General features: G+C 48.4%; 7 protein-coding genes and 1 pseudogene. All 8 read right to left on the bottom strand.

Annotated features, from left to right (window positions below; translation table 11 throughout):
- On the bottom strand, window positions 1-843 hold an 843-nt coding region (locus AQR02_RS15925; RefSeq protein WP_054941319.1), incomplete at its 3' end, for an amino acid--tRNA ligase-related protein.
- 21 nt (window positions 844-864) lie between these two features.
- Window positions 865-2073, bottom strand: a complete 1209-nt coding sequence (locus tag AQR02_RS15930) for an acetate/propionate family kinase (RefSeq protein WP_054941320.1) — start codon at window positions 2071-2073, stop codon at window positions 865-867.
- A complete protein-coding gene (locus AQR02_RS15935) occupies window positions 2070-2942 on the bottom strand; it encodes a 3-hydroxyacyl-CoA dehydrogenase family protein (RefSeq protein ID WP_054941321.1) in 873 nt (290 codons plus the stop codon). The genes AQR02_RS15930 and AQR02_RS15935 overlap by 4 nt, the downstream gene beginning before the upstream one ends.
- 131 nt (window positions 2943-3073) lie before the next feature.
- Window positions 3074-4576: an AAA family ATPase gene (locus AQR02_RS15940; protein ID WP_054941322.1), complete on the bottom strand. Its 1503-nt coding sequence runs from the start codon at window positions 4574-4576 to the stop codon at window positions 3074-3076.
- On the bottom strand, window positions 4569-5111 hold the full coding sequence (locus tag AQR02_RS15945) for a hypothetical protein (RefSeq protein ID WP_054941323.1): 543 nt from the start codon (window positions 5109-5111) through the stop codon (window positions 4569-4571). Before AQR02_RS15945 ends, AQR02_RS15940 begins: the two co-directional genes overlap by 8 nt.
- A 527-nt stretch (window positions 5112-5638) precedes the next feature.
- Window positions 5639-5761, bottom strand: coding sequence for a hypothetical protein (locus AQR02_RS35165; protein WP_280818629.1), 123 nt, complete (start codon window positions 5759-5761; stop codon window positions 5639-5641).
- Window positions 5754-6158 carry a cell wall elongation regulator TseB-like domain-containing protein gene (locus AQR02_RS15950; protein ID WP_054941324.1) on the bottom strand — a complete coding sequence of 135 codons (405 nt, stop codon included), beginning with the start codon at window positions 6156-6158 and terminating at the stop codon, window positions 5754-5756. Before AQR02_RS15950 ends, AQR02_RS35165 begins: the two co-directional genes overlap by 8 nt.
- Window positions 6159-6194: 36 nt before the next feature.
- Window positions 6195-6494, bottom strand: a pseudogene (locus AQR02_RS34380) (amidohydrolase family protein); the annotation flags it as partial.

Raw genomic sequence — 6494 nt, forward strand, 5'->3', positions numbered from 1 at the left:
ATACGTAATCCGCGGGAACGGCGCTTTGATGTTCTCCAGTTTGGAGATATCGCGGCCCACCGCTTCAAGCTCAGCGCGGCAGTTGGTTAATACGGATTGCACGATAAAGCTGATGAAGTCTTCCTGAACCTTGAGACTTTCTTCGTGATCAGTGAAGGCCATTTCCGGCTCGATCATCCAGAACTCAATTAAGTGACGGCGGGTCTTCGATTTTTCCGCACGGAAAGTCGGCCCGAAAGAATACACCTTGCCCAGAGCCATCGCAGCAGCTTCCATGTACAGCTGGCCGCTCTGCGTCAGGTAGGCATCCTCATCAAAATACTTAGTGTGGAACAGATTCGTGGTTCCTTCAGCCGAGGTTGGAGTCAAGATCGGCGGATCCACCTTCGTAAAGTCATTCTGATTGAAGAACTGCTGAATCGCCCGGATGATCTCCGCACGGATAACGAGTACCGCACGCTGCTTCGCGGAACGCAGCCAGAGATGACGGTGATCCATCAGGAAGTCCACGCCATGCTCCTTCGGGGTAATCGGATAATTCTCTGTGAGATGCAAAACTTCTATTCCGGTAACCGTCATTTCATACCCGGATTGGCTGCGCGGTTCTTCACGGATAATGCCGGTCACATACAATGAGCTTTCTTGGGTGAGGCTTTTCGCATCGTCCCAGACCTGCTCAGGCACTTCCGATTTCACCACAACACCCTGGATATAGCCAGTACCATCCCGAAGCTGCAGGAATTGAATTTTACCGCTGGAGCGTTTGTTGTTAACCCAACAGCCGATAACAACACTCTCTCCGACATGCTCATTCACATTCTTGATTACACTCTTGTTAGCCATGCCTAAGATCTCTCCTCTAATTTAGCCGTTAATTCCTCGCACAAGGCGATAGGTATCGCGTGCAATGACAAGCTCTTCGTTTGTCGGAACCACCAGCACCTGTACCTTGGAATCAGCTGTAGAGATGCGGCGCGGATCGCCGGAACGAACCTTGTTGGCCTCAGCATCAAGCTCAATGCCAAGGAAAGTAAGATTATTCAGTACTTTTTCGCGCAGCAGCGATGCGTTCTCGCCGACACCTGCTGTAAAGACGATGATGTCTACACCGTTCATAGCGGCTGCATAGGAACCGATATATTTGCGCAGACGGTATTCATACATTTCAAAAGCAAGCGTGGAGTTAGGTTCGCCTTTCTCCGCACCATCAATAATATCACGCATGTCGCTGCTCACACCGGAAATAGCCAAGAGACCGCTGTGCTTATTAAGCATGGAGTTCACTTCACCAACGGACAGCTCTTCCTTGTTCATCACATAAGGAACGATAGCGGGATCAAGGTCTCCACTGCGTGTACCCATCATCAGACCTTCAAGCGGGGTCATCCCCATAGAGGTATCAATAGATACTCCGCCTTGAACCGCAGTTACGCTGGCGCCGTTACCGATATGACAGGTAATGATCTTCAAGCCCTCGAGCGGACGGTCCAGATATTCGGCTGCAGCTTTGCTGACAAAATCATGGGATGTGCCGTGTGCGCCGTAGCGGCGGACTTTGTATTTGTTGTACAGCACTCTAGGAATTGCGTACATATATGCTTTTTCAGGCATAGTCTGGTGGAACGCAGTATCAAAAATGACAGCCTGCGGAACACCTGGCATATTGTTTTCAGTTGCTGTAATCCCCATTACTGCAGCAGGATTGTGCAGCGGCGCAAGGTCAAACAGCTGGCGGATCTTCGATTTGGCATCGCCGTCCACCAAAGAGGATTCCTTGAAAAATTCTCCCCCGTGTACAACACGATGGCCTACAGCATTGATTTCATCAATAGAGCTGATTACACCATGCTCACTGTCGGTCAGACACGCAAGTACTTTGCGGATCGCAGTGTTATGCTCCAGGATTTCACTAACTTCTGTCACGTCCGGTTTGCCGGTCGGTTTGTGGGTCAGAATGGAGGAATCCATCCCGATACGTTCTACCAGACCTTTTGCCAGTACGGACTCATCCGTCATGTTGTACAGCTGATATTTTAAAGAAGAACTACCCGAGTTGATTACTAAAACGTTCATATCCGGTCACCATCCTTGTCATACTTGAAGAAGCCTTCGCCCGATTTTGCACCCAATTGTCCTGCACGCACCATCTTCTTCAGAATAGTCGATGGACGGTACTTCAGTTCACCGTATTCACGGAACATATTTTCAAGTGCGGCAAGCACGGAATCCAATCCGAAACGGTCAGCCATTTCAAGCGGTCCATGCTGGAATTGGTAACCAATGCGCATTGCATCATCGATATCCTCAGGAGAAGCAACACCTTCTTGAAGCACATGCATAGCTTCGTTAATGAACAAGCAAATGAGGCGTGAAGATACAAACCCCGGGGATTCATAAATCATTACGCCCTTCTTATCAACGATTTCATCAACAAAGGCTTTGGTATCTTCAAAAGTGCTGTCGGAAGTTTTCAGACCGCGTACGATTTCAACAAGGTCCACCTTACCTACAGGATGTATAAAGTGCATGCCGATTACGCGTTCCGGATACATTGTAGAGCTGGCAAGCTCCGTCAAGCTAAGTGTTGACGTGTTGCTGGCCAGAATAATGTTGCTCGGACACACTGCATCCAGCTGATTAAATACTTTTTGCTTCGCATCCAGGTCTTCGGTAATGGTCTCAATCACCATATCACACGAGCTGAGCTCCGCGAAATGTGTCACTTTTTGAATACGGCTCAGAATCAGTTTCTTCTCAGCCTGGGTAATTGCCCATTTCTCCAACTGTTTATCGAGACTTGTCTCGATCATTCCGTAAGAGTAATCCAGTCTTTCTGTGGTTTTCTCCACCAGCATAACGTCCAGGCCCTTGGCTGCCAGCATTTCAGCAATTCCTTGACCCATGGTTCCGCCGCCGATGACGCCGATTTTTTTAAAATTCATGTAAAAGTCTCCATCCTTTCAGGTATCTATACTTTTGTATTGTACCTTGTCTGTCGTAAAAAATATGTAGCCCGACATATAATGATATCTTAGCATGTCTGAAAAGTAAAAAAAATAACCGGCATAAATAATTATGCCGGTAATCTCACACTGTCACGAAATTGACAACGAAATTGCTCCCCGGAGAGGACCTCCTCCTTCATTAATATATCCAAAGAGAAGTCAAACACATTTCGCTGTTTCTCCAGCAGCTCTCGGGTGCGAATCATGAGTTCATCTAATATTTTACTATTTTCCTTCATTAATTCTTCTGTGGTAACCATATCCAGATTAGCAATACCAAGCGAGGTAAGTCCGGATTTCATCATCGTTTCCACAATATTCAGCGCCTGGTCAAAATCACCGCGTGAGCCGGTGCTGCGTCCGCCGTAATACATCTCCTCCGAAGCCGCCCCTCCAAGGGCTATCATAATCTGATGCTCCAGATAATCCTTGGTGTAAAGGTATTGCTCGGTCTGCGGATTATGCCGTACATAACCCAAAGCCTGTCCGCGCGGAGTCAGGGTAACCTGGCTGACACTTCCCGGACGCAGCAGCTCTGCCATAATCGCATGGCCAAGCTCGTGGATGGCCACCCGCTGCTTTTCTTCCTGGTTCGTCTCGCGGTCTGTCTTTTCGCCCATCATCACCTTGTCAATGGCCAGTGAGAGATGCCGCTGTTCCACTTCGGTCAGGTTCTCACGCATCATGTAAATCGCGGCCTCGTTCATCACGCTTTCCAGTTGGGCACCGGAGAACCCGTAGGCTTCCTCTGCTACCTTGTCCAGACTAACATCCGCATGGAGCGGCTTATTCTTGGCATGCAGATCGAGAATCGATCTGCGCCCCTTCTTGTCAGGCATATCGACTTGGATATGACGGTCAAACCGGCCCGGACGCAGCAGCGCGGAGTCTAGCATCTCCTTACGGTTCGTCGCGGCAACCAGCAGGATGCGCGGTGTGTCGTTGTTGTAAATCCCGTCCATTTCAGTCAGCAGCTGATTCAGCGTCTGATCATACTCGCGCTGCTGCCCGCCTTCACGTTTACCGCCGATTACATCAATTTCATCGATAAAAATAATTGCGCTTTGCTTGTTTTCTTTTAATGCGCGGTTACGGGCATCCTTAAACAAATCACGGATACGTCCGGCTCCGACACCCACGTACATTTCGACGAACTCACTGCCTGATGCCGCTACAAATACAGAATTGGTGTAATGCGCCGCCGCTTTGGCCATCAGCGTCTTCCCTGTTCCCGGAGGGCCGGTAAGCAGGATACCCTTCAACGGGCGAATCCCGAATTTGCTGATTTCCTCATGCCGGATCAGAAAGTCCAGTGCTTCGCGCAGCTCCTGCTTCGCATTGTCCTGTCCGCCGATTTCTTCAAAGGTAAGCTTGGAAGGGCCGCTCTTCTTACGCTTCTTATCCCCGCCCGCATTTACGGTCAATCCGCCGCGCAGGTGGGCAATGAGCAGCAGTGCGCCGATCATGCCGGCCGCAATAATCACCGGAAAAATATTAATTCCGACAAACGCCATAAAAATCAGCAGCACCGGAACAAATCCGGTCAGAACCTCTTTCCAATACTTAGGCATTGTTCCACACTCCTATCGCTCCAGGAACCCGGGGTAAGATAATAAATTTACTCTCTTTACCGTTAGAAAGGCTTACGTATACGTTACTGTCATCAATTTCTGTCGTTGCAGTCACATCTTTATATTGCGAATATTCTGCGATAAGTCCATCCAGTTTGGCAGGGATAAGTGTATATTTACGGCTCTCCATCGCCTCAGCGACAGAAAACATCGCCTTGTCCCAATATTCGTCGAGCAGGGCGCTGGAGTGCTGATTCACATCAATCTTCAGGGTGCGTCCGTCAATGGCGGATCTGCCCTCCGTGTTTACATACTGCACCAGCTCACGCAATTTCGTGCCGGGTGCAAGATCCAGTTTCAAAGTGACCTCGTTACGGTTAATAGTAATATGTGAATCATTGACTCCTTCGTAGGATGATACAATCTTTTGGAGCGGCTCCTGCACAGCGAACTGGCGATAGGAATACCAGCCGCCAAAGAGCAGTGCTGCCGACAACAAAGACGTTAAAAGCACAGGCACAAGACGCAGTTTCAAGGAACGTCCTCCTCTCAGATGTGGGGCTATAACTATATAAATGCAATAGATAGCGTGTCAAACAGGTTTCCGATTCTGACATGCTCTTTAGCATGTCTTAATACAAATAGTAGTATATCATATGTGTATATACGATTCCGAATAAAATTGTGAATATATTTAAAATTTTCGATACTAATTTCTGGGTGTTTTATTGCTCTTTGCCCCTTTATCGACAAAAAAGACCTGAATGATTAGTTCATTCAGGTCTTTTTGCCAATCGTTTGCAGATTCGCTAAAATATCATTCCAGAAGTGTATTACTTTCACTAGTCATATAAACGGCGAAGTCCCGGCAGTGTTTACTGTAACCTCATCATAGCCGGATACTCCGCTATATTCTGCAAAACCAAGATATGTATCACTGCAGCTTATATATCAATCATATACATCATCATCTATATCAAGCATCATCATTTCAAACTTATCGAAAAGAAAACAGCAGGTTAACAGTTGCCTGTCCACCTGCCGCTTGGCCCTCTTATGCTATCATTTGTTTGGGAGACTGTAGCCCTCACCGATGGGCGTCCCATCCGCGAACCGGTAGAACTGGTAATAATACCTGTTGTCCAGCTTGTAAAAGACCTGCCAGGCGTATTCACCGTTAAACACACCCGGAAGCAGCCTCTTTATTGCTGCAACCCGGAAGCTGAGCGGCTACAATTGTGCGGATTTGCTGCTCCGAGATCCCTTTAGAAAGCTCTTCCGCGTAGATATCGTTGGCGCCTCCAGCCGGCTTACCGTCAAGCGTAAAACGGACCCAGACCATAAGTTTTGTCCCGGCACCGTTTTTTCCCGTAAGCACCCAGTAGATCGAGTTTTCATCCCACACCGATTTCTGCGCTTTTGTGATCTCCGTCAGTCCGGCTTGGGACTTAGCAACTTCCTTGGCTGCATTCCGCTCATTCCACTGGTCTTTCATGATAAAGGCATAGAACTGCCCGAGTCCAAACAAAAGGAGCAGCACCACGCCAATCCCCAGCGGAAGCCATTTTTTCCTTTTCCTCAAAGTGCAGCTCCCTTTCCTTAAAATAACAACCTGAAATTACCGTTTAAGCAGGCTTTCGAAGGTTTCCTGCGCCTTACGGCGGATTTCTTCCTCATCCAGCGTCAGGCATTTACCGTGCTTTACAACCTGCTGGCCGTTAATCCAGACATGCTCAACATCCTTGGCACTTGCCGAATATACGGCGTGGGAGAGCAGATCAGAATGCGGCAGCAAATGAGGCTGGTCAATATCAATAGCGATAAAATCAGCCTTCATGCCTGCGGCAAGACGCCCGACATTATTCAGATAGATCGAGGCAGCGCCATATTCTGTTGCCATCAGCAGTGCTTCCGGTGC

This window comes from Paenibacillus ihuae (genome assembly GCF_001368795.1).
GTDB classification, from domain to species: Bacteria; Bacillota; Bacilli; order Paenibacillales; family Paenibacillaceae; genus Paenibacillus_AQ; species Paenibacillus_AQ ihuae.

What these genes read in the sequence shown, in the direction of transcription:
- AQR02_RS15940 (WP_054941322.1), bottom strand. Translation starts at nt 4,576, where the DNA reads ATGCCTAAGTATTGGAAAGAGGTTCTGACCGGATTTGTTCCGGTGCTG.
- AQR02_RS15930 (WP_054941320.1), bottom strand. Translation starts at nt 2,073, where the DNA reads ATGAACGTTTTAGTAATCAACTCGGGTAGTTCTTCTTTAAAATATCAG.
- AQR02_RS15935 (WP_054941321.1), bottom strand. Translation starts at nt 2,942, where the DNA reads ATGAATTTTAAAAAAATCGGCGTCATCGGCGGCGGAACCATGGGTCAA.